Genomic DNA, 25,172 nt, shown 5'->3' with positions numbered 1-25,172 from the left:
TAAACACCCAATAAAAAAGGAGCAGCTTGCGCCACTCCTTTCTTGCTTTCAAGCTCAATAAATCTGCAAACCAAGCAAATGCAAGCGCTGGCAGCTCACTTTTTAATCAAGCATCTTCCAGGGCAAGGCATCGCCAAAGCGCAGTGGCTTGAGCTGGGCGCCTTCGCCGTACTCAAAGCTCACGGGCGGCGTCCAGCTTTCCTTGACCAGCGTGATGGTGTCGGTGTTGCGGGGCTGGCCGTAGAAGTCTGCACCGTTGAAGGAGGCAAAGCCTTCGAGCTTGTCCAGCGCGCCAACGCCGTCAAACACTTCGGCATACATCTCAATCGCGGCATGGGCGCTGTAGCAGCCTGCGCAGCCTGAGGCGGCTTCCTTCAGGTGAGCTGCGTGGGGAGCGCTATCTGTGCCCAGGAAGAACTTCTTGCTGCCGCTGGTAGCAGCCTGCACCAGTGCCAGACGGTGGGTTTCGCGCTTCAGTACTGGCAGGCAGTAGAAGTGCGGGCGCACGCCGCCCAGGAAGATGGCGTTGCGGTTAAACAGCAAATGCTGGGGCGTGATGGTGGCTGCCAGAAAGTCATCGGCAGCGGCCACATATTCGGCGGCTTCCTTGGTCGTCACGTGCTCCATGACGATCTTCAGCTCGGGGAAGTCCTTGCGCAGAGGCTTGAGCTGCTGCTCGATAAACATGGCTTCGCGGTCAAACAGGTCAACGCTCTGATCGGTGACTTCACCATGCACCAACAGCACCAGGCCTTCGCGCTGCATGGCTTCGAGCGTGGGGTAAATCTTGCGCAGATCGGTCACGCCGTGATCGCTGTTGGTGGTCGCGCCAGCAGGGTAGAGCTTGCAGGCCACCACACCCGCAGCCTTGGCACGCACGATTTCATCGGGGCCCAGGTTATCCGTCAGGTACAGCGTCATCAAAGGCTGGAACTTGCTGCCTGCGGGCACGGCCGACAGAATGCGATCGCGGTAAGCAATAGCCAGCTCAGCCGTCGTCACAGGCGGCTTGAGGTTAGGCATGATGATGGCGCGGCCCATCTGTCGGGCGGTGTGCGGCACCACGCAGCGCATGGCATCGCCATCGCGCACGTGCAGGTGCCAGTCATCGGGGCGGGTGATCGTGAGAGTCTGAGTCATGCCGATATTGTCCCATCATCCCTGCCCGCCGCCGCGGCCTTTCCCTTGCACAGGCACTTCGGTTAACAGCCTCTGGCTTTCAGGGCAGAAATCCTCAAGAATGGAGCAAAGGAGGACACATCATGTCTATCCCTCAACGCCAGTCTGCAGGGCAAGTTCAGACCGACTTTCTCAGCGCCAGCGATGCGGCGCGCGTGGTCGCTCGCGTGGGCATTACCAAGGTGCTGCGCCTCATCACCGAAGCCATAGAAGCCGACTTTGGTCGCTGGCAAGACTTTGACAAAAGTGCACGCACTGCGGCGCATTCCCCCAGCGGCGTGATTGAGCTGATGCCCGTGGCCGATGCGCAGGACTACGCCTTCAAATACGTCAACGGCCACCCGCTGAACCCTAGCCACGGCCTGCCTACGGTGATGGCCTTCGGCGCGCTGGCCGATGTGGCCACCGGCATGCCCCGCGTTGTCAGCGAACTGACGCTGACCACCGCACTGCGTACCGCCGCTACATCCGCCATGGCTGCGCGCCATCTGGCCCGACGAAACAGCCGCAGCATGGCACTGATCGGCAATGGCTCCCAAAGCGAATTTCAGGCCTTGGCCTTCATGGAGCTGCTTGGCGTGAGCGAGCTGCGCCTGTTTGACATCGACCCAGCCGCATCGCAAAAACTGCTGCGCAATCTGCAGCCGTTTTTGCCTCAATTTGCAGCCACAGCCATCATTTGCACCAGCGTGCCGGATGCCGTGGCAGGTACAGACATCGTGACCACGGTCACTGCCGACAAGACCCGCGCCGTCATCATTGCAGGCCACCTGCTGGAGCCCGGCATGCATATCAACGCCGTGGGCGGAGACTGCCCGGGTAAGACCGAGTTCGATGCCCCGGCCTTGCAGCGTGCGCAGGTCTTTGTCGAATACGAGCCACAGACGCGCATCGAAGGCGAGCTGCAGCAAATGCCATCCGACTTTGCCGTCACCGAGCTATGGCGTGTGCTGCAGACGCAGGCTCCTGGTCGCACCACCCCAGAGCAGATCACCCTGTTCGACTCGGTGGGCTTTGCACTGGAAGACTACTCAGCCCTGCGCACCATGCACAGCCTTGCACGCCAGTTCAGCCTACTGTCCCAGATCGAGCTAGTGCCTGCGCTGACCGATCCCAAAGATCTGTTCGCCATGGTTCGGCAAGCAACGAGCGCGCAAGCCATGAGCCTTGTTGAACGCAAAACGGCGTAGCCATGAAACACATGCCTTCACCCATATCCGAAAGTCATGCCATGCAAGCCACCTTGATTGGAATTCCCACCGATGTGGGCGCGTCGCGGTTGGGAGCGGCCATGGGGCCTGATGCGCTGCGGGTTGCGCAACTGGCCCCGGCACTTGAGCGGCTTGGCGTTGCAGTGAATGACATGGGCAATCTAGCGGGCCCCGCCAACCCACGCAGCGGGCGCGATGCGCAGGGGCTGCGCAATCTGGTCGAATGCCTGCGCTGGAACCAAATCACGCATGACGCCGTGCTCCAGGTGCTGCAACAAAGCCGCCTGCCCATCATGCTGGGAGGCGACCACACGCTAGCAACCGGCACCATCAGCGCCATCGCCCGGCATTGCCGTGCCACGGGCAAGCGCCTGCGTGTGCTATGGCTTGATGCGCATTCAGACTGCAACACCCCCGAAAGCTCGCCCAGTGGCAATCTGCACGGCATGCCGGTCTCCAGCCTGTGCGGGCTGGGGCCTGCGGAGCTGGCATCGCTGTCTGGCACGACACCCGCCCTGCCCGCTTCGGCCTTTTGCCAGATTGGGCTGCGCAGCGTGGATAGCAGCGAGAAGCTGATGATTCGCGAGCTGGGACTGGAGGTTTACGACATGCGCGCCATCGATGAGCTGGGCATGCGTGAAGTCATGCGCCGCGCGCTGGACGGGCTGCTGGGCACCGAAGGCGAAGACACTCACCTGCACCTGAGCTTTGATGTGGATTTTCTCGACCCCGATATTGCACCCGGCACTGGCACGCCGGTGCGCGGTGGCCCCACCTACCGTGAAGCCCAGCTGTGCATGGAGATGATTGCAGACACAGGCCGCCTCGCATCGCTGGATATCGTGGAGTTGAACCCCGCGCTGGACTTGCGCAATCAGACGGCGGAGCTGGTCGTTGATTTGGTGCAAAGCTTGTTTGGCCAAAGCGTACTCATACGCTCTCCCTGAGGCGCTTCGCCACAAGGCGGCTCTTGCTCGGCATCTCTGACTTGAAGTGCGTCATTTTTGGGGCGTAAAAAAGGCGCTCTTTCGAGCGCCTTCTGGGTGATCTACTGCATCAGTGCTGCAGGATCTTGTTGAGGAATTCCTTGGTACGCGGCTGGCGGTTTTCGGGGTGGCCGAAGAATTCTTCCTTGCTGCAGTCTTCCAGAATCTTGCCACCCACATCCATAAAGATCACGCGGCTAGCCACCTTGCGGGCAAAGCCCATTTCGTGGGTCACGCACATCATGGTCATGCCTTCGTGGGCCAGTCCCATCATCACGTCCAGTACTTCGCCGACCATTTCAGGGTCCAGCGCTGAGGTAGGCTCATCAAACAGCATGACGATGGGGTCCATGGACAGCGCACGCGCAATGGCCACGCGCTGCTGCTGACCACCCGAGAGCTGACCGGGGAACTTGTCCTTGTGAGCAGTCAGGCCCACGCGGTCCAGCATCTTCAGGCCACGGGTCTTGGCATCGTCTGCACTGCGGCCCAGCACCTTCATCTGCGCGATGGTCAGGTTCTCTGTCACGGACAGGTGAGGGAACAGCTCAAAGTGCTGAAACACCATGCCCACGCGGCTGCGCAGCTTTGGCAGATTGGTCTTTGGGTCGTGCACCGCAGTGCCGTCCACAAAGATCTCACCCTTCTGGAAGGGCTCCAGCGCATTGATGGTCTTGATCAGCGTGGACTTGCCCGAGCCCGAAGGCCCGCACACGACCACCACTTCACCTTTGTCGATATTGGTGGAGCAATCGGACAGCACCTGAAAGCTGCCGTACCACTTGGAAACGTTCTTGAGTTCAATCATTTTTAACTCCGACTCGTGTCAGTTATCCATCACAACGCCCGCAAGCAGCGGAGCCATCGTGCGAGATGGCCGTCATCCCCCTCCGGGGGAAGACGCGAAGCGACTCAGGAGGGATCATCGAATAATCGCGATTTTTTTATGCAACTGCTTGACGGCCCAGGACAGTGCAAAGCAGATCACGAAATACGTCGCGGCGGCAGCCAGATAGGACTCGATGGGGCGACCAAAGTTCTTGCCCGCAATCTCGAAGCCCTTGAGCATGTCATAGGCGCCGATGGCGTAGACCAGCGAAGTATCTTGGAACAAGATGATGGTCTGCGTCAGCAGCACTGGCAGCATGTTGCGGAAGGCTTGAGGCAGCACCACCAGACGCATGTTCTGGCTATAGGTCATACCCACTGCCTGGCCCGCATGGACCTGACCACGCGGAATGGACTGGATACCAGCGCGCATGATTTCAGAGAAGTACGCAGCCTCAAACGCCACAAAGGTAATGATGGCCGAGGTTTCCGCTCCAATAGGCTTGCCGATGATCATGGGCATCAGCAGGAAGAACCACAGAATCACCATCACCAGTGGAATGGAGCGCATGCCGTTGACATAGATAACGGCCGGAACTTCCAGCCACTTCTTGCCAGACAGACGCATCAGAGCCAGCAGCGTGCCAAAGATGATGCCGCCCAGCGTGGCGATCACCGTCAGGGTCAAGCTGAACACCAGGCCCTTGGCCACGAAGTTGGTGTACAGATCCCAGGAGAAAAACGACCAGTCGAGGTTGAGATTCATATCAGTGGCCTCCACCGCTGGCTGCAATCAGGCCGGGAACGCGTGAGCGCTTCTCAATGAAAGCCATGATGCGGTTGATGACGAAGGCGGAAATCACATACAGACCCGTGACAGCCAGATAAATCTCGACGCCACGTGCGGTTTCTTCCTGTGCCTGCATGGCGAACATGGTCAACTCGGCCACAGACACGGCAAACGCCACGGACGAGTTCTTGAACACGTTCATGGCTTCGCTGGTCAGCGGCGGAATGATGATACGAAACGCCATGGGCAGCAGCACATAGCGATAGGTCTGGAAGGTAGTGAAGCCCACCGCCATACCCGCATAGCGCTGACCGCGTGGCAAAGCCTGAATGCCGGAGCGCACCTGCTCGGCAATACGCGCGGAGGTAAAAAAGCCAATCGCAAACACCACCAGCACATAGCTATCCAGCGATTTCATCGCAGGAATCATGGCTGGAATCACGTGATACCAGATGAACACCTGAACCAGCAGCGGAATATTGCGAAACAACTCTACCCAGGCATTGCCCAGGCGCACGATCCACGGTCGATCGGGCAAGGTACGCAAAGTGCCAATCACGGCACCCAGCACCAATGCAATCACCAGCGACAGCAACGCCACCGAGACTGTCCAGCCCCAGGCGGACAGCATCCAGTCCAGATAGGTGATGTCGCCGTTTTTGCCAAAACAGCTCTGCCCGACCTCTTGGGTAATGGTGTCCTGACAGAACACCTGCCAATCCCAACTCATACGAGCACCTCTTTCATTCTTGGTTTACAAGGGCAAACACTCACACCGGCCCTCTTAACAAAAAAGCCCCTTCAAACCGCGTGGCAGAAGGGGCGGTACACCAGTCAGGTGAGATTACTTGGCGTCGTAAGCTTCCATGGGCTTGTCATTGGGGTGAGCCCATGCATCCTTGGTAGCAGCCGACAGAGGCAGGCCCACCTTCACGTTGTTAGGTGGGATAGGTTGCATGAACCACTTGTCGTACAGCTTGGTCAAAGAGCCATCCTTGATCTGGCGAACAATGGAGTCATCCACAGCCTTCTTGAAGGCGGGGTCGTCCTTGCGCATCATGCAGGCGATGGGTTCCACCGACAGCACTTCGCCAACGATCTTGTAATCGTTAGGAGTCTTGGACTTGGAGATGTTGGCGGCCAGGATGGAGCCATCCATGATGAAAGCGTCGGCACGGCCGGTTTCCAGCATCAGGAAGCTGTCCGCATGGTCTTTGCCCATGACTTCCTTGAAGGTCAGGCCATCAGCGCGCTTGTTCTTGCGCAGGGTCTGCACCGAGGTCGTGCCCGTGGTGGTCACGATGGTCTTGCCATTCAGATCCTTGATGCTCTGGATGCCGGAGTTGCCACGAGTGGCAATGCGCACTTCTTCCACGTAAGTGGTGAAAGCGAAGGCTGCATCCTTCTGACGAGCGGTGTTGTTGGTGGTCGAGCCGCACTCGATGTCCACCGTGCCGTTTTGCACCAGAGGAATACGGTTTTGAGAAGTCAGGGGCTGGTACTTCACTTCCAGAGCCGTCAGACCCAGTTGCTTCTGAATATCTTTCAGAATGCGCTCGCCCATTTCAGTATGGAAACCCACGTACTTGCCGTTGCCCAGCGTGTAGCCCAGACCGGACGACTCACGCACGCCCAGTGTGACGCTGCCAGAGGACTTGATCTTGGCCAATGTGTCATTGGCTTGTGCAAACACGGTGCCTGCAGCCAGCGCGGTTACGGCGATGGCCAACAATTGCTTCTTCATATGGATCTCCTATTGGTAAGGACCAAAAATGCTTGCCGTTCATTAACGCTCTGCCCCTTATGGGGGTAGACAAGCGAAATTTATTAACGTTATGCACTCATTGTGCAGCCATGCAGGGCACTGCAATGCAAACATTTCTAGGACTTTTCCCGTAGGAAGATTTCAAGTGCGAGCACGCACTTTCAACACAAATCCATTGCTGCAAAGAAGTACCGTTTTTGTGCAAGGTGCAAACTCTAATGCCAGGCTTATTTCAGAATCCAATGCCGATAGCAAAAATCCTTATGTCCTACTTGCATACTTGGTATTTACCCGAGACATAACCCAAGGGTTTTTACCGAGAAAATCACTAAAACCACTACTTGCCCATCTGAAAAGCAAAAAAGGGCCAGATGGCCCTTTTGGAGAAAAGCAACAGCGTGCTCAGGCTACACAGCCTTGATTTCGCCGTTGGCGGTTTCGCCTTGTTCCTTGAGGAAGGCCCAGAGCGCAGCAGCGCCGCCCTGCGGGGCATCACCCTGCGGTTTTTCACGATAGGCGCGCACTTCCATGTCCATCTGGAAACCGTTCATGCCTTCTGGCACAGCGCGCACCAGGCGGCCCGCCTCCAGATCGCCGCGCACGGCACTGTAGGGCAGGAAAGCGACGCCATGGCCTTCCAGCGCCATGGCCTTGAGGCCTTCGGCCATATCGGTTTCATAGACGCGCTCAAGGTGCACGGCTTCGGAGGATTCCTTGAGGATCAGCTCCGTCACACGGCCCAGATAAGCGCCTGCGGCATAACCCAGATAGGGCAGCGGCTGCCCTTGTTGACCGGGCAGCATGAAGATGGGATTGCCATCCGCATCAGGCTTGGAATAAGCAGCCAGCACCTCATGTCCCAAGCTCACCATTTCATAGCGTGCAGGGTCCAACTGGAAAGGCTGGGAGGAGTGATAGTAGGCGATCAGCAGATCGCAACCACCCTCCACCAGTCGCATCACCGCATCGTGCACATTGAGTGCGAACAGGCGACTGCGGAACGGACCAAACTTCTCGTGCACTGCCGAGACCCAGTTCGGGAAGAAAGTGAACGCCAATGTGTGCGGTACGGCAAAGCCCACCATGCCCTTGCCCGCACTGACGTGGGCGCGCAGCATGGTGCGGGTGCTTTGCAGGGACTGCAGTATTTCCAGCGCCTGCTCATACATGGTCTTGCCTGCGGGCGTCAGACGCGTCGGGTACGAGCTTCGGTCGACCAGATCAGTTCCAGCCCAGGCCTCCAGCGCCTGAATGCGGCGCGAGAAAGCGGGCTGCGTCACGTGGCGCAACTGGGCCGAGCGGCTGAAACTGCGAGTTTCAGCAAGGCTGACAAAATCTTCAAGCCATTTGGTTTCCATAGACCACCATTATCCGCTGCCCCGCACCAAGGCCGTGCAACTGAAGTAATCCTTATGGGCTAGTCAGCGCAGTTCAGCCGCCTGAGCAATATCGCTTTGACCTGAATTGCGCCTCTAGCCCCGGTTATTCAAACAAAATCTAGGGGTAATGCCTGCTATCCGATGTAAGCCCTGCGACATAGTTAGCTTGATAATATTTAGACACATCTATCCGATGTGTTGACTCGCTCCATACCATCCCGGTGCACAACACCGCGAAGGTCAAGGACAACATAAGAGCACTTGTTTGAGTGCGCGCAGATCGCGCCATCCATACGAGCTGCCCTGATCCATGTGTGTTTTTCTGACTTCCCGCGTTCATGTCCTCCACTCCTCCCGAGACCGATGGTGCGGCCGATACCGGCACTCGCCCGGATGAGCCTCGCTCCCTTTGCATCGAAGACTGGCTGACGGTGATCATCATGGCGGCCCTCGCCTTGATCACCTTTGGCAATGTTCTGGTGCGTTATTTCACCAACTCCTCCTTTGCCTGGACCGAAGAGATCTCCGTCTTTCTGATGATCTTGCTGGCTCTGGTTGCAGGTTCTGCCGCCGTGGCGCGCAACCTGCACATTCGCATCGAATTCTTTGCCGAAGGTGGCTCGCTGGCCCGCCGCAAAGCACTGGCGCGCTTTGGCTCGCTGATGATGGCGCTGCTGTTTGCCCTGATCGCCGTGCTCAGCGTGCGCGTGGTCTGGGACGACTTCCGCTACGAAGAAACCTCGCCCGGCATTGGCTTGCCGCAGTGGTGGTACTCCATCTGGCTGCCCATCGTCTCTGCGCTGATTACTCTGCGCGCTCTGGGTCTGTTCATTCGCCAGGGCAAGCCCGGCGCTTTCAGCGAAGAGCCCGTTGAAAAAGACCACAGCAAGGAGATCGCATGATTGCTACCTTGCTGTTTGTGGCCTTCCTTGGCCTGATGTTTATTGGCGTTCCCATTGGCGCCGCGCTGGGCTTGGCCGGAGCCACCGCTATTGCTCTGGCCAATGCCGATACCCAATGGTTCGGCCTGCTGGCCGTGCCGCAGAACTTCTATGCCGGTCTGGGCAAATATCCGCTGCTGGCCATTCCCATGTTTGTGCTGGTTGGCTCCATCTTTGACCGCTCCGGTGTGGCCCTGCGGCTGGTGAATTTCGCCGTCGCCATCGTGGGGCGCGGCCCCGGCATGTTGCCCTTGGTCGCCATTGCCGTGGCCATGTTTCTGGGCGGTATCTCGGGCTCTGGCCCGGCCAATGCAGCTGCCGTGGGCGGCGTGATGATTGCGGCCATGAGCCGTGCGGGCTACCCCAAGAGCTTCTCGGCCAGCGTGGTCGGAGCAGCAGCAGCCACCGACATTCTGATTCCGCCCTCGGTCGCCTTCATCATCTACTCCGTGCTGGTGCCTGGTGCCTCGGTGCCTGCGCTGTTTGCAGCGGGAATGATTCCCGGCATTCTGGCGGGCGTGGCACTCATCATCCCCGCCGTGTGGATGGCGCGCAAGCACAAGATGGGCGCACTCGAAGCGTCCATGCCCCGCCCAGAATTCTGGAAAAGTCTGCGCGAAGCAGCCTGGGGTCTGGCAGCACCGGTGCTGATTCTGGGCGGCATGCGCATGGGCTGGTTCACACCCACAGAAGCCGCTGTAGTCGCCGTGTTCTACGGTCTGTTTGTCGGCATGGTGATTCACCGCACCATCGGCGTGCGCGACCTGTTCCCCATCTTGCGTGAGGCAGGCGAGCTGTCCGCCATCATCTTGCTGGTGGTCTCGCTGGCCGGAATTTTTGCCTTCTCGCTATCCACACTGGGCGTGATTGACCCGGTGGCAAACGCCATCGTCAACTCTGGCCTGGGTGAGTACGGCGTGCTGGGTCTGCTGATCCTGCTGCTGATCACCGTGGGCATGTTCCTGGACGGCATCTCGATCTTCCTGATCTTTGTGCCGCTGCTGCTGCCCATCATGAATCACTACCAGTGGGACCCCGTCTGGTTCGGCGTGATTCTGACGCTCAAGGTCGCACTGGGCCAGTTCACCCCCCCGTTGGCAGTGAATCTGATGGTCAGCTGCCGTATTGCTGGCGTGCGCATGGAATCCACCGTGCGCTGGGTGGGCTGGATGCTGCTGTCCATGTTCATGGTGATGATTCTGGTCATCGCCTTCCCGCAGCTTGCCTTGTGGTTGCCCGCAAGACTTGGCTATTGACCTGCCGCCTCCCCTCTCTCGCATCGCGGGAAGGGGACGACACCAGCGCGGCGGGGCGGCCCTTGCGCGGTGTCTGCAGAAACAGGCCGTGATTGTTTAAAACATCAGTGCACCAAGCACTGAATCTTTTTCTTTAGGGAGACAAACCAATGAAACTGCGTACATTCCTCGCTTCCGCCGTGGCTACGGCTGCAGCTCTGGCTTTCGCATCGCCCATGGCCATGGCACAGACCAAGTACAAGAGCGAATACCGCATGTCGCTGGTACTGGGCACCGCCTTCCCATGGGGCAAGGGCGGCGAGCTGTGGGCCGACAAGGTGCGCGAGCGCACTCAGGGCCGTATCAACATCAAGCTCTACCCCGGCACCTCGCTGGTACAAGGCGATCAGACGCGTGAGTTCTCCGCGCTGCGCCAGGGCGTGATCGACATGGCAGTGGGCTCCACCATCAACTGGTCGCCCCAGGTCAAGTCGCTGAACCTGTTCTCCATGCCCTTCCTCTTCCCCAACTTCAAGGCGGTTGATGCCGTGGTGCAAGGTGAAGTCGGCCAGGAAATCTTCAAGACGCTGGAAAAAAGCGGCGTCGTGCCACTGGCATGGGGTGAGAACGGCTACCGTGAAATCTCCAACTCCAAACACGCCATCAAGACGCCTGCTGACTTGAAGGGCATGAAGATCCGCGTCGTCGGCTCGCCCCTGTTCCTGGACACTTTCACCGCACTGGGCGCCAACCCCACGCAAATGAGCTGGGCCGATGCCCAGCCCGCCATGGCCAGCGGCGCTGTGGATGGTCAGGAGAACCCCATCGGCGTGTATATGGCCGCCAAGCTGCAGTCCGTGGGCCAGAAGCACCTGACCATGTGGGGCTACATGAACGACCCGCTGATCTTCGTCGTCAACAAAGATGTATGGGCCAGCTGGACGCCTGCTGACCAGGCCATCGTCAAGCAAGCCGCGCTGGACGCAGCCAAGGAAGAAATCGCCATCGCCCGCAAGGGTCTGGTTGAAGCCGACAAGCCCTTGCTCAAAGACCTGGCCGGTCTGGGCGTGACCGTGACCACGCCTAACGCCGCCGAGCGCGAAGCCTTTGTCAAGGCCACCCGCCCCGTGTTCGACAAGTGGAAGAGCCAGATCGGAGCACCTCTGGTGGAAAAGGCTGAAAAAGCCATTGCCGCCAGCCAGAAATAAATCCCCCTGAGCCGCTGCGCGGCTTCCCCCTGAGGGGGGGCGACACCATTGCTGCGGGGCGGCCTTTGCTTGGTGTCACTGGTTTGGTCCGCGCCAGTTTCATCCCGCCGCAGATAGTCAAAATCCCCGCCAGAGCGATCTGCGCGGGGATTTTTATTGCTATGAATATCAAAGCTGTCAGCGCTTGATATGAAAAGATTTCAAAATTAAAACACTTCAATCTCTTTATTTATCATGCGCAAGCAGCTTTCAATTCAATAGCACTTAAATGGGCGACACCAGCGGCTTGCCATCCAGATGGCTGCGCATATTGGCGATAAATCGGTCCACAGAGTTCTGCACCGCCTCGGGCGACCAGCCTCCCACATGGGGCGTCAGCACCACGGAGTCCAGCTCGATCAGCTCCTGCGGCGGCAACGGCTCGCTTTCGTACACATCAAGGCCGGCACCGGCCACACGGCCCATGCGCACGGCTTCAGCCAGCGCTAGGGTATCGACGACCGAGCCGCGTGCAATGTTCACCAAAACACCCTTTTCGCCCAACGCACTCAACACCTCGGCATTGATCAAGTGCTTGGTACCGGCACCGCCGGGCGTGGCCACCAGCAGCACATCAGCCCAGGCAGCCAGCGCCAGCAGATCGCCGAAGTACTGATGGCTGACACCTTCGCGTGACTGGCGGTTGTGATAGCCGATGGGCATGTCAAACGCGGCCGCACGCTTGGCGATTTTTGCGCCAATGGTGCCCAGACCCACGATCCCCAGGCGCTTGCCAGAGACATTGGCCGGCAGCGGCATGGCCGAGCGCCAGATGCCTGCGCGCGTGGCCTTGTCCAGCTTGACGATGCCGCGCACAGCCGCAATCAGCAGGCCCATGGCGTGATCGGCCACGCACTCGTCATTCGTGCCCACGCCGTTGCCCACGGCAATGCCATGCGCCTTGGCATAGGCCACGTCGATGTTCTCGTAGCCCGCGCCCATGGCGCAGACCAGCGAAAGCTTGGGCATGCGCTGCATCTGCGCAGCCGACAGGCCTGTTGCTCCAATGGTGCACACGCATTGCACGCGCGCGCCATGGGCGGCAATCGCTGCTTCGGCCTGATCGGCCTCGGGCGCGTAGATCACGTCAAAGTCGGGGAAGGTCTGCACCATCTGTTCAAGATGGGCAGGGACTTGCAAATTCAGAACGAGCAGGACTGGCTTCATGGCAGGCAAAGCGATTGCGAAGCGCCAAGCATTCGCAATCCGAAGAACGGTAGAAGCTGCATTGTGGAGCGCCTAAGCAAGCCATATCGTTCACACCAGCATTCACCCCGAAGTCTGCTGCTGAACTTTGGTTTCAGGCGGCTTGACGGTCTTTGCTTTGCTGAAATAAGCCACTTCGCCCTTCGGCGAAATCCGCACCACCTGCCGTGACTGCAACACAATGCACACCTGCTCCGGCGTCATTACAGGAGAAAGTACTGTCCCAATATGAGTGGCGATGACCTTCATCAGCCCATCGCGGCGAACGGGGCGATTGCTGGTCATTTTTTTCAACGACAGCTCGACCCGCTTGGCAACATGACTAACGCCTTGTTTAGGCTTCGCGGCCAGCGGCTTCACCACCTTGGGTTTGGTCACCGCCTTGGGCTGGATTGCCGCCTTTTCTACGGCAACCACTGGCAGTACTGGTGCTTGCACCGCATTGACAACAAGCTCTGCAGAAGCTGCCCGTTGCACGGGATCAGGACAACGGTAACGCAGGTTACCGCCATCCACATCAAGCATCACCGTTCCGTAAAGCTGCAGCACCCGGCAAGCCTTGCGCGCCAAGTCTTGCCTGTCTGCTACAGGCTCTGTAATCAGCCCCTCCGTCAGCGTCAGCAATGCCTCCCTGCTCGCAGGGCGCTGATTCGCCACCAGCAGGCTCAATGCATCTTTGGCACGGAATGCAATGCGTGCAGAAGTGGGTTCAGCAACCAACGGTTTCGCAAGCGGCACAAGCTTGGGCCTGGAAAGCGTTGGAAGTAATTTTTTATCTACCGGAGCCGGTTTTTTCTGAGCCGAAGCAGGCTTCACCACTTGCACGGCAGGCGCTGCAGGAGCAGCCAGCGTGGGTGGTTTTCGGTACTCGCTACGCGTGGCCTGAAACTCCAGCTTGCGCGCATGCTCCAGCATGGGCTCGTAGCCCTTGTCGTTGGACACCACCACAAAGCGCGCATCAGGCTGCCTTGCCATCAAATAGCCCGCGTAATAGCTCAGCTGAAAATCCAGCGCATTCTTGCCTGCGCCTGTGCGCTCTACCAGCGTCACGCTATTCGCGCCATAGGCTCGCTTGTGCTTTTCCGCATCCACCCGCTGCGCCGGTGCGTGAAACAGCCAGACATCTGTTCCGTCAGGCACCAGTTGCCTTAGCGCCTCGGCATCCGGGTTCACATTCTCGCAATCCACCAGTAAGTGAACTTTGGGGCCGGAAGGCAGCACTTCAGGCAACTTGGCCGGGTGCTTCAGCGCATTCTTGATGAGCTTTTTCTCTACCGCCTCTTCAAGATCAATTCCTGTTCGATCAGCAATTTGCAGCAGGTATAGAAACACGTCCGCAATTTCATCAGAGACCTTCTCCCGGTCTGCAGGCTCTTGGGTCAGCGTATGAGATTGCTCTGTCGTCAGCCACTGAAAAAGCTCCAGCAGCTCGGCAGATTCCACCATCAAGGCCATCGCCAGATTCTTGGGCGAATGAAAAGACTGCCATTCTCTGGCAGCAGCAAAGTCGCGCAGCCTTTTCTGCATGGCCTTGATGTTCATACCTGCATCTCCCTCTCTTTATTGAACTTTATGCAACGCCTTCAGGCGTCCGTCACCTCACCAGCGTTCTGCATATTCCACATGCTGGCGTAGCGCCCGCCTGCAGCCAGCAACTCGTCATGCGTGCCCCGCTCAATGATGCGGCCGCTGTCCATGACCAAAATTTCATGCGCTTCAACCACGGTGGATAAACGGTGCGCAATGACCAGCGATGTCTTGCCTTGCGCAGCGCTGCGCAGCTCATTTTGAATGGCGCGTTCATTGGCGCTGTCCAAGGCCGATGTAGCTTCATCAAAAATCAGGATGGGCGGATTTTTCAGCAACGTGCGAGCAATGGCCACGCGCTGCTTTTCACCGCCAGAGAGTTTGAGGCCGCGTTCACCCACGCGTGTTTCATAACCCTGCGGCGTGGCCGCAATAAAGTCGTGAATACGCGCGGCTTTGGCAGCGGCGGCGACCTGCTCGTGCGAGGCACCGGGCTGGCCGTAGGCAATGTTGTATTCCACCGTATCGTTGAACAGCACAGTGTCTTGCGGCACGATGCCTACCGCACGGCGTACGCTGGTTTGGGTCACATCACGAATATCTTGGCCAGCAATACGCACATGACCAGCCTGCACGTCATAGAAGCGGAACAGCAGGCGCGCCAGCGTGCTCTTGCCCGAACCAGAGGGACCCACCACGGCCACCGTTTTTCCTGCCGGAATCGTGAAGCTCAGATCGTGCAGGATGGGACGCGCCGGGTCGTACGCAAACTGCACGTTTTCAAATCGCACTTCAGGCGGTTGATCATTCAGCGGCAGCGGCTGTGCATTGGGGGCATCAGCCACTTCGCGATCTTGATCCATCAGCGTGAACATGCGGTTCAGATCGGTCAGACTCTGCTTGATTTCGCGGTAGATAACGCCCAGGAAATTGAGCGGAATATAGAGCTGAATCATGAAGGCATTGATCATGACCAGATCACCCAAGGTCAGGCGGCCATCAACCACACCTTGCGTGGCGCGCCACAAAATGGCGACCAGCGCAGTACCAATGATGAGTTGCTGACCTGCATTGAGCATGGACAGCGTGGTCTGGCTCTTCAGGCGCACGCGGCGCAGCTTTTCCAGGTTTTCATCGTAGCGGGCAGCTTCAAACTCTTCGTTGTTGAAGTACTTGACGGTCTCGTAGTTCAGCAGCGAATCAATGGCTTTGGTATGGGCGGCAGACTCCTGCGCATTGGCCTCCTTGCGAAAGCGCGTGCGCCACTCGGTCACCGTGACGGTGAAGGTGATGTAGAACACCAGCGCTGCCAGCGTAATGATGGCAAACCAGGCATCAAAACGCACAGCCAGAATGCCCAGCACCAGCCCCATTTCAATCAGCGTGGGCAGGATGGAGTACAGCGAGTACGAGATCAGCGATTCCGTGCTGCGCACGCCGCGCTCGATATCTCGCGTCATGCCGCCGGTCTGACGCTCCAGGTGAAAGCGCAGGCTTAACGCATGGAGATGCTGAAAAGTCGAAAGAGCAATCGAACGTGACGTGCCTTGCGTAGCCTTGGCAAAGACCAGGTCGCGCAGCTCGGTAAACATGGTGGTGGAAAAACGCAGCAGACCATAGGCCAGCAGCAGCCCCACGGGCACGACCAGCACTGCCTGCGCTTGACCGGGCTTTATGTCCAGCGCATCGACCAGATGCTTGAGCAGGACTGGCACGCCCACGTTGGCCAGTTTGGCGCCCAGCATGAATAGCAGCGCCGCCAGCACGCGCCACTTGTATTGCAGGATGTAGGGGAGGAGGCGGCGCAGCGTGGCCGAGTCGGGGTTGGGCACCGCTACTGCGGCTTCTTCTGGGGTTGTATGTGGCCGTGAACGCATTGTGGGGAGGTATCGCCTTGCAGGCAGTCTGAAGCGCGGTAAAAGGCTTCAATTTCTATGACGGGAATGGGAAAGCCTCCGAATTCTGCCTGCCCCGTCACTTTTCCGCCAATCAAGCCTAAGGTAAACGGCTGCAACAGCTTGCGGTCATAGTGACCCGGCCCGCAGGCCATGAAGAACGATGTATCGCGCGGCCAGCCCCAGAAGACCTTGGGACTGAGTTCTGCATACAGCATGACCACGCAGTCACGTCCTCCTTCAACGGCCTCGATCGTGCGCAGACCACCTCCCCAGCAAACGCGCTGCCCCTTTGCGCTGACAGCCAGTGCCTGCATGGGAATGATTGCCGAAAACGGCCCCGCCTGGGCCTCAGCGTCCGTCAATCGATCGATCGGGATGGCAGGATGACTGCTCGGCTGTGCCACTCAAGCCTTGCAACGGCTGCGAGTCAGAATCGTTTTTCTGATCGGATACAACGGGAGAAATGCCGCAGCCTGCCAGCACTAGGCACAACACCCCATACAACGACCACGAAAGCAGATTCATAGTTACCACCTACTCACTTTCCTGAACCGGCGTCATTGGTATTTTTCAACAACATAGTAGAAACCCGAAGTTGAAGCACAATTCCACCTTTACCTCTGTGCCCGCGATATCCATGCCACCTCGTCCCAACCTCCCCCCTCAGCCTTTGCCCGAAGACAAGGAGCTGGTTCTCAAAGTCGTCCCCATGCCTGCCGATGTCAATGCCAATGGCGACATCTTTGGTGGCTGGGTCATGGCTCAGGTGGACTTGGCTGGTTCGGTGCTGCCCCAGCGCATCAGCCACACCCGCATGGTGACCGTGGCGGTCAACGAATTCATCTTCAAGCAACCCGTGCGCGTAGGTGACATTCTGTCCTTCTACGCCGGTGTGCTGCATGTGGGCCGTACTTCGGTCACGGTGAATGTGGAAGTGTTTGCCGAGCGTTTCTCGGATCAGGGCAAGTTCGTCAAAGTGACCGAGGCCCGCCTGACCTATGTGGCCATTGATGCCACCGGCAAACCACAGGCCCTGCCCGATACCGAACAGACCCGTGCATGGCGCGAAGCTATTCAGTCGCAGGAGCAGAGCGCGCCTCAGAAAAGCTGACCCCTCTCTTCATGGCACAAAAAAAGCGACTCAATGAGTCGCTTTTTTCATGGGCTGTGCGCTCTGAGGCTCAAGCAACAGCGGCGATGCCTGTTGTCTCAACCGTGCTGGCGACCGCGCTCAGGGGGCTGGTGCTGAGCGTGCTAATGGATTTACCCCGGCTGCTTGCAGCGCTTGCGCTGCTGACTGCGGCTGAAAAGCCTGTACCGGCTTCGATCTGGCCCGTCAGCTCACCACCCTCTTCAATCACGACCTTGCCATAACGAATCTTGCCGCTGACCTTGCCGGAGCCATAGATCACCAGCTTCTCACGCACAGTCAACGAGCCATCAAAGCGACCATGAATTTCGGCAATATCAATTTCTGCCGTGCCGTGAAAGGCGCCGTTCGCGGCAATCTTGATGACGCGGGAGTTCATGGTCGCCTCAACCGTGCCTTCGACCACCAACGTGTCGCAGTCGGTAATTTCCACGCCCTTGAGCTTGATATTGGGGCCCACGGTGAGCTGACTGCCACCCGTTTCCTCAGTCACCGGAGCGGCAGGCGGCGTTGCCGGGCGCATATTGCTGGAGGGCGGAACACCCAGTCCAGAGCTATTCAAAGTGCCTGCCGAAGGCATCCCAGTCGCGGAATTGCGGGAAGAAAAAGTATCGTTATCGCGTTTACCGAAGAACGGGTTTTGCACAGCCATGGCAGGAGCCTCCTTGTCAGAAAACGCCGATCCTACGCAGCATCAATGGCTATATTTGCCGTCATCTCGCAAGAACAGTAAGCAAAGCTTTCACAAGTTTCAGTTACTTGCATGCATTGCTTCATCTCACACCATGCAATATTTGGCTGCATCCGGGCAAGCGTTCACTTGCCTGTTTTTAAGGCAATTCAGACCTCAAGCCCAAGACTGGAGAGCGCAAGGCGCTCTCTTTTCAGGAGAAAACTCAAGAAACGATATAGGCCGCGGTACCAGTGGACAACAATTCACCATCAGCAGACAGAAACTCCATCTGGGTATTGGCAACGCGTGAACCCAGGCGAATCACCTTGGCGGTAAGCAAGAATTCCTTACCAATACCGGGGCGCAGATAGTCGACACGCAAATCAATCGTGCCCAGCCGGGAAAAGCGCTGCAGCCGCTGCATAGGGGTGTCATCCATGTGGCGGGCGGCAATAGCGGCCATTACCGCCAGACCGCCCATCGAATCCAGCCCCGCGCTGATGACGCCGCCATGAATGCGCTCATAGGCCTCGTGCCCTATCAACTCAGGCCGCATGGCGATATGGCCATGCACCAAGGCTGGCGAGATCTCGCCGATCTTGAGGCCGATGGTCTGATTGAATGCCACGCGCTTTTCAAAAATCTCGTGCAGACCGGCGAGAAATTCAGGCTCGAACTGAACGAGATCTGGCTGAGTATTCTTGCGAGTCTTGGGGGCGGGTGAGACCTGAGTTGTCATGGATTCGCTTTCAGACAAAAGAAGAAAGAATCGCCCAGCAACGGGCGATTTTCAGATCAGCACTTGCTGAAGTCAGGGTGACGCTTTTGTTGAAAGCATTCCCCATCGCTTCGCTGGCGTGGATTTCAGCAGTTGCTGAAATCCGGGTGGCGTTTTTCCATAAAAGATGTCAGCGCTTCTTTGGCGGCAGGCTCACGCAGCATGCGGGCGAAGACTGCGCCTTCTTCCGCAATGCGCTCGCTCACAGCCTTGGCCTGGCCGCCCTTCATGAGGCGCTTGGTTTCGATCAGCGAAGACAAGGGCTTGCGCGCCAGCTTCTTGGCCTGAGCCTGCGCCACGCCATTGCATTCGTTAGGGGGCACCACGCGGTTGACCAGACCCACTTCCAGTGCGGCTTCAGCCATGAAGGGCTCGCCCAGCAGCAGCGCCTCGGCCGCTCGGTGGTAGCCCAGCATTTGTGGCAGCAGCAGGCTGGAGGCGGCTTCGGGGCAGACACCCAAATTGATGAAGGGCAGCGAGAAGGCTGCGTTGTCGCCCGCATAAACCAGGTCGCAATGCAGCAGCAGCGTTGTACCAATGCCTACTGCCGGGCCACAAACTGCGGCAACCAGTGGCTTGGGGAAGGCCGAGACTTCCTGCAGAAAACGCCACACCGGGGCATCAGCTCCCATGGTGCCGGGGGTCGATGTTTGCTTGAGAAAGTCTGCAATATCGTTGCCCGCGCTGAAGATGGCGATATCACCCTGGAACACCACCACGCGCACGCCTGCATCGATCTTGGCCGATACCAGCGCATCTGCCATCTGCGTGTACATGGCTTCGGTGAAGGAGTTTTTCTTTGCTGCGCGGTTGAAGGTGATGGTGCAAACGCCCTCTTCGGTGTGCACCAGAATGTCCTGGGAATCCTGGGTATTGCTCATGGTCTTGCCTTATCGAATGGTGAATCGGTCGCCGGATTCGGCGCCTTATTCCTTGTAATAAACAATCTGGTGGCTGGTGGCCAGCATCTGGCCAGACTTGCTCCACAACTGGGCTGTCTGGTCAAAAAATCCGTTGCGGAACTCCTGCCCGCGCGCCTGCGCCAGCAGCAGGTCGTCGCCCACAGCGGCCAGCTCCTCTCGCCCGGCATGAAAGTACACGGTGATGGACACCGTGCCCGCCGGCACACGTTTGGCGCGGCGCAGCCACGCCCGCGGAAAGAACACGTCAGAGACCGCAGCCAGCGACGCAAAATCCAGCGGACGCGGCGGATTGTCTCTCACCCACAGCTGCGTCAGAGAGTCGCGCTCTGAGCCGTCTTCCTCTTTAGGCAAAATACCGTTCACAAAACGCATCTCATAGCGGGTGAGCCACTCAACACCTTTGAATAGTGGCGGTACACGCTCAAACTCTGCCGCTGGCTTGACGGCGGGCATGGGCATATCGCTCACGCTCCAGGTCTCGCGGCGCACAGCGGTTACCGCCGTGGCCGTGGTCACCACCTGCATCTTTCCGTCTGCATCAGGCTGCAGCACGGTCAAAATCCAGTGCTGGGTCGAGCGGTTGGTGCGCACCGGGTTGGCCTCAATCTCGAAAGCACCAGGGCCAACCGCCGCGGCGTAATTGACGGTGATAGAGATCGGATCCCCCAGACATTGCGGGTGCTGCTGCATGGCCTGAACCAGACTGGCGGCCGTAATGCCGCCATAGGGTCCGACCATGTTCCAGTAATCCGGCGATGCTTGCCCACGGTACTGATTGGGCACTCCCGTGGCAGTCAGGGCCACGGCACGATCAAAGGGGTGGAGGTCTGTGCTCATAGGTCTCAGTGTTGCCCAAGGGCAGGAATGAAGGCCGTCAAACAGGTGACTCTTACGGCCTAAACAAGGGTTTGCCAGGGCTTCGATCACCCGCGCGCCAGCTCTGCAGCAGTGGCAACAGGGGTCGCCACAGTAGCTCAGCCATCTCTTCTCTGAAATACCCCAGATGGCCTATGCGCCCTGACGGAGCCAGCGCCGCACTCACATGCTCCAGCGTGCTGGGCGCACTCTGATACCAGCCCACCAGCGACTGCACGCTGGCCAGCGACATCATTTCGTCGTCTTCCATATACAAAGCATGCAGCGGGTAGTGGGCAGCGGCATAGGCATTGGCCGCCCATTCGCCTTCAACGCCCATGGCGTAACGCGGGTTCATGCACCAGCGCCGCCATTGCCAGAGCACGCCTGCAGGCAAGTCACCCACCACGCCCAGCTTGCGCCCCGGAAATGAGCCGTACAGCCAGGTCGCCAGCGGCGCCACGCCCCACCAGAAAAATCGAATAACGCGTTTGGTCGGCGCAGCGTTATCGCGCCAGTAGCCGCTGCCACTGGCCACGGAAAGCAGGCCATTAATGGGCAAAGGCATTGAAGCCAGGCCCGGCAATTGCGAGCCCATGCTGTGCCCAATCCAGATCAAAGCCTGATCGGGGAATTGTTTTTTGAGCTGTGCCGCCACCTGCTCACAATCCTTGGCCCAGTCCAGCAGATCAGCCTTGGTATCGCGCATAGGTCCTTGCAGCGAAAGGCCATGACCACGGTAGTCAAACGTGGTCACGCCATAACCCTGCTCTGCCAGCCAGCGCGCAAAGGGCTGGTAATAGCTTTGCTGCACGCCCATGGCGGGGGCAACCACCACATGCGCCAGCGCCGCTGCCGCCGTGGGCTGACATTGACGCAGCACCAAATGGGCCGGGCCGACGGAGATGGGCAGGTTCATCTCCGTCCACTGCACTGCAGGTTGCTGCGCGGTCTGCATCAGGTGCCTGCGCTGCTTAAACGCGCTCGAAGATGCCGGCCGCGCCCTGGCCCATGCCCACGCACATGGTCACCATGCCGTACTTGAGCTGCTTGCGGCGCAGCGCGTGCACCACGGTCGCCGCACGGATCGCACCCGTCGCACCCAGCGGGTGCCCCAGTGCAATCGCTCCCCCCATGGGATTGACCTTGCTGGGGTCGAGATTGAGGGTATTGATCACCGCCAGAGACTGGGCTGCAAAAGCCTCGTTCAGCTCGATCCAGTCCATGTCGTTCTGGCTGAGACCGGCATAACGCAGCGCGGCAGGGATGGCCTCAATCGGGCCAATGCCCATGATCGAGGGCGGAACGCCTCTGCTCGCATAGCTCACAAAGCGCGCCAGCGGCGTCAGGCCAAAGCGCTTGACGGCATCGCCACTGGCCAGAATCAGTGCGCCTGCACCATCGCTGGTTTGCGAGCTATTTCCTGCAGTTACCGAGCCGCGTGCGGCAAATACAGTGCGCAACTTGGCCAGACCTTCAATACTGGTATCAAGGCGCGGCCCTTCATCTAGGCTCACGGTGCGGGTGCTGATCACGGGCTCGCCCGTGGCAATGTTCAGCGTGCGGTCTGTCACTTCAATCGGCGTGATTTCGTCGGAAAACTCGCCCGCCTGCTGGGCTGCAATGGCGCGGCGGTGTGACTCCAGCGCAAAGGCATCTTGCGCCTCACGACTGACCTGCCACTGCTGGGCTACCTTCTCGGCTGTCAGGCCCATACCATAGGCAATGCCCACGTCGCCATCGCGCTCGAAGATGGTGGGCGACAGGCTGGGCGAGTTACCCATCATGGGCACCATGCTCATGCTTTCCACGCCGGCGGCAACCATCACATCGGCCTCGCCCACACGAATGCGGTCAGCGGCCATGGCCACGGCAGACAAACCCGAGGCACAGAAGCGGTTGACGGTAATGCCGCCAATGCTGGTGGGCAGCCCCGCCAGCACCGCGCCAATGCGCGCCACATTCAGGCCTTGCTGACCTTCAGGAATGGCGCAGCCGCAAATGATGTCTTCAATGGCCTTCGGGTCCAGGCCGGGAACCTGAGCCAGCGCTGCTTTCAGCGTGGTGGCCAGCAGATCATCAGGGCGGTAGTTGCGAAACACGCCCTTGTGCGAACGACCAATGGGCGTGCGCGTTGCGGCAACGATGTAGGCGTCTTGTACTTGCTTCATTTTTGAATCTCCTCGCTTCGCCTTAGTTGCGCACCGGCTTGCCGGTATTGAGCATGCCCAAGATACGTTCATGGGTCTTGGGATGAGCAATCAAATGGCAGAAAGCCTTGCGCTCCAGCTTCATCAGATAGGCCTCATCCACCAGCGTTCCGGCATCCACATCGCCGCCGCACACCACGTTGGCGATCATTCCTGCGATGTACTGGTCAAACTCGCTGATAAAGCCGCCGTCGCGCATATTCACCAGCGAGCCCTTGATAGTGGCCTGACCGCTGCGGCCCGCCACGGGGAAGCTGCGCTTGAGCGGTGCACGCCAGCCGCTGGCGGCCATGGACTTGGCTTCGTTGATGGCCACAAACAGCACTTCATCTTTGTGGGCCACCACGATGTCACTGTCCAGCAGGTAGCCAAGCTTGCGTGACTCCAGTGCACTGGTGCCCACCTTGGCCATGGCGGCTGCGGTAAAGCCTTCGGTGAGGAAGGGCAGCAAATCCTTGCCCGTGCTGGAGGCGGCATTTTCGGCTGCGCGGCGGGCGATATAAGTCAGGCCACCGGCGCCGGGCACCAGACCCACGCCGACTTCTACCAGTCCGATATAGCTCTCCATATGCGCCACGCGGCGGGCCGAGTACACGGCCATTTCGCAACCGCCGCCCAGCGCCAGCCCATGAATGGCCGACACCACAGGCACCTGTGCATAACGCAGGCGCAGCATCAGGTTTTGCAGCTCTTGCTCAATGCTTTCGATAGCATCCGCGCCGCCAATCACAAAGGCGGGCATGGTAGCTTCAAGGTCAGCTCCCACGCTGAAAGGCGAGTCGCCCGACCAGATGACCATGCCATCAAAATCGCTCTCGGCCACGTCCACCGCCTCCATCAGACCTTCCATGACTTCGGGGCTGATGGCGTGCATCTTGTTCTTGATGCTGGCGATCAAGACATTGCCATCCAGCGTCCAGGTACGCAGCGCTTTGGTTTCAGCAATCGTGGTGCCAGCGGTCTGCCAGTCGGGCAGGTTGGTTTCGCCCAGCAGCTTTTCGGGGAAGAGCTGGCGTTCGTACACCGGCAGCACACGGCGCGGCACAAATTGGGCCTGAGATGCGCTCCACGAGCCATTGGCGGTGTGCACGCCACCGGAATCAGCCACCGGGCCTTCAAACACCCATTGAGGCAGCGGTGCCTTGCACAGCGCCTTGCCTGCATCAATATCTTCCTGAACCATCTTGGCCACATCCAGCCAGCCAGCGTCTTGCCACAGCTCGAACGGGCCTTGTTGCATGCCATAGCCCCAGCGCATGGCTTGGTCCAGATCACGTGCGCAGTCGGCAATATGCTCAAGATGCACGGCAGCGTAGTGAAAACTGTCGCGCAGAATGGCCCAGAGGAACTGGCCTTCCTTGCCCTCGGCATTGCGCAGCAGTTTCAAGCGCTCAGCTGCGGGCTTTTTGAGCATGCGGCCATACACCTCGTCGGCCTTGCCACCGGCTGGAATGTAGTCCTCGCTGTCCAGCTCAAACTGCATGGTTTCACGACCCACGCGCTTGTAAAAGCCCTGCTTGGTTTTATTACCCAGAAAGCCGAGATCCAGCAGCTTTTGCAGCACCTTGGGTGTGCCAAAGTTAGCAAAGAAGGGGTCGCTTTGCTCGTTCAGATTCTCCTGCATGGTCTTGATGACGTGGGCCATGGTGTCCAGCCCCACCACATCCGCAGTGCGGAAGGTACCGCTTGATGCGCGGCCCAGCTTTTTGCCAGTGAGGTCATCGACCACATCAAAGTTCAAACCAAAATTTTCGGCCTGCTTCATGGTGGAAAGCATGCCAGCAATACCAATGCGGTTGGCGATGAAGTTGGGCGTGTCATGCGCGCGCACCACACCCTTGCCCAGCACCGCGGTCACAAAGGTTTCAAGCTGGTCCAGCACTTCGGGCTGGGTGGTGGGCGTGTTGATCAACTCCACCAGCTGCATATAGCGCGGTGGGTTAAAGAAGTGAATGCCGCAAAAACGCGGCTTGATGACATCGGGTAAAGCCTCGCTGAGCTTGGTGATAGACAAACCCGAAGTGTTGGATGCGACCAGCGCATGCTTGGCAATGAAGGGGGCGACCTTGTGATACAGGTCCAGCTTCCAGTCCATGCGCTCGGCAATGGCCTCAATGACCAGATCGCAACCCTTGAGCAGCTTCATGTGCTCTTCGTAGTTGGCGGGCTGAATCAGATCCACATCATCGGCCACCCCAATGGGCGAAGGCTTGAGCTTTTTGAGATTGGCGATGGCGCGCTCTGCAATGCCGCTCTTGGAGCCTTCTTTGGCGGGCAGGTCAAACAAAATGACCGGCACCTTGACGTTAACCAGATGGGCGGCAATCTGCGCACCCATCACGCCCGCACCCAGCACGGCGACTTTTTTCACATTGAATCGGGACATGAGCA

At 58.8% G+C, this 25,172-nt stretch carries 24 protein-coding genes; 7 read left to right on the top strand and 17 right to left on the bottom strand.

Going from position 1 to position 25,172, the window contains the following annotated elements:
- Positions 1–102: 102 nt before the first annotated feature.
- A complete protein-coding gene (pyrC, locus tag RSF91_RS05640; protein WP_332567494.1) occupies positions 103–1,140 on the bottom strand; it encodes a dihydroorotase in 1,038 nt (345 codons plus the stop codon).
- Positions 1,141–1,262: 122 nt separating this feature from the next.
- Here pyrC and RSF91_RS05635 point away from each other — a divergent pair, with 122 nt between their 5' ends.
- Positions 1,263–2,369 carry an ornithine cyclodeaminase gene (locus tag RSF91_RS05635; RefSeq protein WP_332567493.1) on the top strand — a complete coding sequence of 369 codons (1,107 nt, stop codon included), beginning with the start codon at positions 1,263–1,265 and terminating at the stop codon, positions 2,367–2,369.
- A 41-nt stretch (positions 2,370–2,410) separates the two neighbouring features.
- Positions 2,411–3,337 (top strand): arginase, encoded by a 927-nt coding sequence (gene rocF / locus RSF91_RS05630; protein WP_332567492.1) that lies wholly within the window; start codon positions 2,411–2,413, stop codon positions 3,335–3,337.
- 109 nt (positions 3,338–3,446) lie between these two features.
- Here the strand turns inward: rocF and RSF91_RS05625 are convergent, their stop codons facing one another.
- The 4 genes from RSF91_RS05625 to RSF91_RS05610 form a co-directional block, all read right to left on the bottom strand.
- Entirely contained in the window at positions 3,447–4,184 is a 738-nt protein-coding gene (locus tag RSF91_RS05625; protein WP_332567491.1) for an amino acid ABC transporter ATP-binding protein, read from the bottom strand.
- A 114-nt stretch (positions 4,185–4,298) separates the two neighbouring features.
- Positions 4,299–4,970, bottom strand: coding sequence for an amino acid ABC transporter permease (locus RSF91_RS05620; RefSeq protein ID WP_332567490.1), 672 nt, complete (start codon positions 4,968–4,970; stop codon positions 4,299–4,301).
- A gap of 1 nt (position 4,971) precedes the next feature.
- On the bottom strand, positions 4,972–5,724 hold the full coding sequence (locus RSF91_RS05615) for an amino acid ABC transporter permease (RefSeq protein ID WP_099735668.1): 753 nt from the start codon (positions 5,722–5,724) through the stop codon (positions 4,972–4,974).
- Positions 5,725–5,838: 114 nt separating this feature from the next.
- Positions 5,839–6,738 (bottom strand): transporter substrate-binding domain-containing protein, encoded by a 900-nt coding sequence (locus RSF91_RS05610; RefSeq protein ID WP_332567489.1) that lies wholly within the window; start codon positions 6,736–6,738, stop codon positions 5,839–5,841.
- A 166-nt stretch (positions 6,739–6,904) separates the two neighbouring features.
- Here RSF91_RS05610 and RSF91_RS05605 point away from each other — a divergent pair, with 166 nt between their 5' ends.
- Positions 6,905–7,180 (top strand): hypothetical protein, encoded by a 276-nt coding sequence (locus RSF91_RS05605; RefSeq protein WP_332567488.1) that lies wholly within the window; start codon positions 6,905–6,907, stop codon positions 7,178–7,180.
- Here RSF91_RS05605 and RSF91_RS05600 read toward each other — a convergent pair.
- Entirely contained in the window at positions 7,167–8,117 is a 951-nt protein-coding gene (locus RSF91_RS05600; RefSeq protein ID WP_099735666.1) for a LysR family transcriptional regulator, read from the bottom strand. The genes RSF91_RS05605 and RSF91_RS05600 overlap by 14 nt on opposite strands.
- A 359-nt stretch (positions 8,118–8,476) precedes the next feature.
- Between RSF91_RS05600 and RSF91_RS05595 the strand changes: the two genes are divergently transcribed.
- The 3 genes from RSF91_RS05595 (at position 8,477) to RSF91_RS05585 (ending at position 11,522) form a co-directional block, all read left to right on the top strand.
- Positions 8,477–9,040 carry a TRAP transporter small permease gene (locus tag RSF91_RS05595; RefSeq protein ID WP_332567487.1) on the top strand — a complete coding sequence of 188 codons (564 nt, stop codon included), beginning with the start codon at positions 8,477–8,479 and terminating at the stop codon, positions 9,038–9,040.
- Positions 9,037–10,335: a TRAP transporter large permease gene (locus tag RSF91_RS05590; protein WP_169107442.1), complete on the top strand. Its 1,299-nt coding sequence runs from the start codon at positions 9,037–9,039 to the stop codon at positions 10,333–10,335. The genes RSF91_RS05595 and RSF91_RS05590 overlap by 4 nt, the downstream gene beginning before the upstream one ends.
- Before the next feature lie 149 nt (positions 10,336–10,484).
- Entirely contained in the window at positions 10,485–11,522 is a 1,038-nt protein-coding gene (locus RSF91_RS05585; protein ID WP_332567486.1) for a DctP family TRAP transporter solute-binding subunit, read from the top strand.
- Positions 11,523–11,786: 264 nt separating this feature from the next.
- On the opposite strand, the gene RSF91_RS05580 is transcribed toward RSF91_RS05585, so the two are convergent.
- From RSF91_RS05580 to RSF91_RS05565, 4 genes are all read right to left on the bottom strand, one after another.
- The gene (locus RSF91_RS05580; protein WP_332567485.1) at positions 11,787–12,728 is read right to left on the bottom strand and encodes a 2-hydroxyacid dehydrogenase; all 942 of its coding nucleotides are present in this window, start codon (positions 12,726–12,728) and stop codon (positions 11,787–11,789) included.
- Positions 12,729–12,830: 102 nt separating this feature from the next.
- A complete protein-coding gene (locus tag RSF91_RS05575) occupies positions 12,831–14,309 on the bottom strand; it encodes a nucleotide pyrophosphohydrolase (protein WP_332567484.1) in 1,479 nt (492 codons plus the stop codon).
- A 41-nt stretch (positions 14,310–14,350) separates the two neighbouring features.
- On the bottom strand, positions 14,351–16,171 hold the full coding sequence (locus RSF91_RS05570; protein WP_332567483.1) for an ABCB family ABC transporter ATP-binding protein/permease: 1,821 nt from the start codon (positions 16,169–16,171) through the stop codon (positions 14,351–14,353).
- Positions 16,129–16,554, bottom strand: coding sequence for a hypothetical protein (locus RSF91_RS05565; protein WP_332567482.1), 426 nt, complete (start codon positions 16,552–16,554; stop codon positions 16,129–16,131). Before RSF91_RS05565 ends, RSF91_RS05570 begins: the two co-directional genes overlap by 43 nt.
- Before the next feature lie 275 nt (positions 16,555–16,829).
- Here RSF91_RS05565 and RSF91_RS05560 point away from each other — a divergent pair, with 275 nt between their 5' ends.
- Entirely contained in the window at positions 16,830–17,303 is a 474-nt protein-coding gene (locus tag RSF91_RS05560) for an acyl-CoA thioesterase (RefSeq protein WP_099735660.1), read from the top strand.
- A gap of 70 nt (positions 17,304–17,373) precedes the next feature.
- Here RSF91_RS05560 and RSF91_RS05555 read toward each other — a convergent pair whose 3' ends face one another.
- The 7 genes from RSF91_RS05555 to RSF91_RS05525 form a co-directional block, all read right to left on the bottom strand.
- On the bottom strand, positions 17,374–17,994 hold the full coding sequence (locus RSF91_RS05555; RefSeq protein ID WP_332567481.1) for a bactofilin family protein: 621 nt from the start codon (positions 17,992–17,994) through the stop codon (positions 17,374–17,376).
- Positions 17,995–18,238: 244 nt separating this feature from the next.
- Complete coding sequence (locus RSF91_RS05550; protein WP_332567480.1) at positions 18,239–18,754, bottom strand: thioesterase family protein; 516 nt, start codon at positions 18,752–18,754, stop codon at positions 18,239–18,241.
- Between the two features lie 125 nt (positions 18,755–18,879).
- On the bottom strand, positions 18,880–19,674 hold the full coding sequence (locus RSF91_RS05545; protein ID WP_332567479.1) for an enoyl-CoA hydratase: 795 nt from the start codon (positions 19,672–19,674) through the stop codon (positions 18,880–18,882).
- A gap of 45 nt (positions 19,675–19,719) precedes the next feature.
- The gene (locus RSF91_RS05540; RefSeq protein WP_332567478.1) at positions 19,720–20,553 is read right to left on the bottom strand and encodes an acyl-CoA thioesterase; all 834 of its coding nucleotides are present in this window, start codon (positions 20,551–20,553) and stop codon (positions 19,720–19,722) included.
- A gap of 52 nt (positions 20,554–20,605) precedes the next feature.
- Positions 20,606–21,529: an alpha/beta hydrolase family protein gene (locus tag RSF91_RS05535; protein ID WP_332567477.1), complete on the bottom strand. Its 924-nt coding sequence runs from the start codon at positions 21,527–21,529 to the stop codon at positions 20,606–20,608.
- A gap of 16 nt (positions 21,530–21,545) precedes the next feature.
- On the bottom strand, positions 21,546–22,742 hold the full coding sequence (locus tag RSF91_RS05530; protein WP_332567476.1) for an acetyl-CoA C-acyltransferase: 1,197 nt from the start codon (positions 22,740–22,742) through the stop codon (positions 21,546–21,548).
- A 22-nt stretch (positions 22,743–22,764) separates the two neighbouring features.
- Positions 22,765–25,167 (bottom strand): 3-hydroxyacyl-CoA dehydrogenase/enoyl-CoA hydratase family protein, encoded by a 2,403-nt coding sequence (locus RSF91_RS05525; protein WP_332567475.1) that lies wholly within the window; start codon positions 25,165–25,167, stop codon positions 22,765–22,767.
- Between the last annotated feature and the right edge of the window lie 5 nt (positions 25,168–25,172).

It is taken from the genome of Comamonas sp., from assembly GCF_036643215.1.
Lineage (GTDB): Bacteria > Pseudomonadota > Gammaproteobacteria > Burkholderiales > Burkholderiaceae_C > Comamonas.
The sequence above is the reverse complement of the archived record's forward strand: the minus strand, read 5'-3'. Positions and strand labels throughout refer to the sequence as shown.

Bases quoted from the DNA above. Each gene is read 5' to 3' on its own strand.
- pyrC (WP_332567494.1), bottom strand. From the start codon at position 1,140: ATGACTCAGACTCTCACGATCACCCGCCCCGATGACTGGCACCTGCAC.
- RSF91_RS05535 (WP_332567477.1), bottom strand. From the start codon at position 21,529: ATGCAGACCGCGCAGCAACCTGCAGTGCAGTGGACGGAGATGAACCTG.
- RSF91_RS05635 (WP_332567493.1), top strand. From the start codon at position 1,263: ATGTCTATCCCTCAACGCCAGTCTGCAGGGCAAGTTCAGACCGACTTT.
- RSF91_RS05545 (WP_332567479.1), bottom strand. From the start codon at position 19,674: ATGAGCAATACCCAGGATTCCCAGGACATTCTGGTGCACACCGAAGAG.
- RSF91_RS05570 (WP_332567483.1), bottom strand. From the start codon at position 16,171: ATGCGTTCACGGCCACATACAACCCCAGAAGAAGCCGCAGTAGCGGTG.
- rocF (WP_332567492.1), top strand. From the start codon at position 2,411: ATGCAAGCCACCTTGATTGGAATTCCCACCGATGTGGGCGCGTCGCGG.
- RSF91_RS05590 (WP_169107442.1), top strand. From the start codon at position 9,037: ATGATTGCTACCTTGCTGTTTGTGGCCTTCCTTGGCCTGATGTTTATT.
- RSF91_RS05580 (WP_332567485.1), bottom strand. From the start codon at position 12,728: ATGAAGCCAGTCCTGCTCGTTCTGAATTTGCAAGTCCCTGCCCATCTT.
- RSF91_RS05555 (WP_332567481.1), bottom strand. From the start codon at position 17,994: ATGGCTGTGCAAAACCCGTTCTTCGGTAAACGCGATAACGATACTTTT.
- RSF91_RS05560 (WP_099735660.1), top strand. From the start codon at position 16,830: ATGCCACCTCGTCCCAACCTCCCCCCTCAGCCTTTGCCCGAAGACAAG.
- RSF91_RS05540 (WP_332567478.1), bottom strand. From the start codon at position 20,553: ATGAGCACAGACCTCCACCCCTTTGATCGTGCCGTGGCCCTGACTGCC.
- RSF91_RS05610 (WP_332567489.1), bottom strand. From the start codon at position 6,738: ATGAAGAAGCAATTGTTGGCCATCGCCGTAACCGCGCTGGCTGCAGGC.
- RSF91_RS05585 (WP_332567486.1), top strand. From the start codon at position 10,485: ATGAAACTGCGTACATTCCTCGCTTCCGCCGTGGCTACGGCTGCAGCT.
- RSF91_RS05550 (WP_332567480.1), bottom strand. From the start codon at position 18,754: ATGACAACTCAGGTCTCACCCGCCCCCAAGACTCGCAAGAATACTCAG.
- RSF91_RS05625 (WP_332567491.1), bottom strand. From the start codon at position 4,184: ATGATTGAACTCAAGAACGTTTCCAAGTGGTACGGCAGCTTTCAGGTG.
- RSF91_RS05525 (WP_332567475.1), bottom strand. From the start codon at position 25,167: ATGTCCCGATTCAATGTGAAAAAAGTCGCCGTGCTGGGTGCGGGCGTG.
- RSF91_RS05620 (WP_332567490.1), bottom strand. From the start codon at position 4,970: ATGAATCTCAACCTCGACTGGTCGTTTTTCTCCTGGGATCTGTACACC.
- RSF91_RS05600 (WP_099735666.1), bottom strand. From the start codon at position 8,117: ATGGAAACCAAATGGCTTGAAGATTTTGTCAGCCTTGCTGAAACTCGC.
- RSF91_RS05530 (WP_332567476.1), bottom strand. From the start codon at position 22,742: ATGAAGCAAGTACAAGACGCCTACATCGTTGCCGCAACGCGCACGCCC.
- RSF91_RS05595 (WP_332567487.1), top strand. From the start codon at position 8,477: ATGTCCTCCACTCCTCCCGAGACCGATGGTGCGGCCGATACCGGCACT.
- RSF91_RS05575 (WP_332567484.1), bottom strand. From the start codon at position 14,309: ATGAACATCAAGGCCATGCAGAAAAGGCTGCGCGACTTTGCTGCTGCC.
- RSF91_RS05615 (WP_099735668.1), bottom strand. From the start codon at position 5,724: ATGAGTTGGGATTGGCAGGTGTTCTGTCAGGACACCATTACCCAAGAG.